At 54.6% G+C, this 1,020-nt stretch carries 1 protein-coding gene; it reads right to left on the bottom strand.

The window, feature by feature from the left end; all coding sequences use genetic code 11:
• Window positions 1-1,020: ISL3-like element IS1411 family transposase (locus tag C167_RS31965; protein WP_037005752.1), on the bottom strand; the 1,020-nt coding region annotated here is incomplete at both ends.

Below are 1,020 nucleotides of genomic sequence, written 5' to 3'. Positions count from 1 at the left end.
GGCAAGTCGCTGGCTGTAATGATATTTATGACCTCTTCCATGAGTTTTTTACCACGTTTTCGATCCGGCTCGTTGTAGGCGCTGACCACCCGTTGGTACATGCTCCAGGTGCAATCCACTTCGAGGTGGTGCTCATCTGCAAACAGCTGGAACAGTTGCTTTTTGTTGGCGTCAGACAGGTAGCTGATCCGAGTCAGTAGCGTTCGACGGCTTTTGTAGAGCGGGTCATTTTTACGCCCTCTGCGGCCCAGGATGTCGTGTTGCACACGCCGGCGGCATTCATCCAGCATGTTGCTTGCCCAGCGCACGACATGGAAAGGATCCAGCACGGTTTGGGCTTGAGGCAGGGCTTCTTGCGCTGCAGATTTAAACCCCGTAAAACCGTCCATGGCAATGCTTTCGATCTGGTCACGCCACGATTTGGGGCGACTCTGTAGCCATTGCTTAAAGGCTTGTTTGGAGCGGCCTTCCAGCACATCGAGCAAGCGGGCCGGCCCGTTTTTGTTACGCACGGGCGTAAGGTCAACCACGATGGTGACGTACTTGTCACCACAGCGTGTATGTCGCCAAACATGCTCATCCACGCCCAGCACGGTCACACCGTCAAAACGTGTCGAGTCATTAAAAAGCAGGCGCCGTCCTTCGTTGATAATGGCATTATTAGCGGTGTGCCATGCAACATCAAGCTGGCTCGCAACACGAGATACCGACAGATGATCCAGCACGATGGCAGCTAATGCCCAGCGTATCGCCCCATATGAAAGCTTTGAACGTGGAGGTGCTGCACTGTTTGTATCTTCATGCCAGAAACAGCCGCAAGCACAACGCCAGCGACGGATACGCAGCAGCAATCTGGTTGGTCGTTGTCCGTAAGGTGTGTGAGCAAGATGCCTATCGACAGTACCGCGTGAAACACCAGCAGCCCCGCACTTGGGGCATGGCTCGGGTGCTTTGGTTAAACGACATTCGATGACGGCGCGCTCTGCACAAAGATGTTGTCCAGTGGCAGTCAGGCCGAGG

It is taken from the genome of Pseudomonas nitroreducens TX1 (assembly GCF_000313755.1).
Classification (GTDB): Bacteria; Pseudomonadota; Gammaproteobacteria; order Pseudomonadales; family Pseudomonadaceae; genus Pseudomonas; species Pseudomonas nitroreducens_A.
The sequence above is the reverse complement of the archived record's forward strand: the minus strand, read 5'-3'. Positions and strand labels throughout refer to the sequence as shown.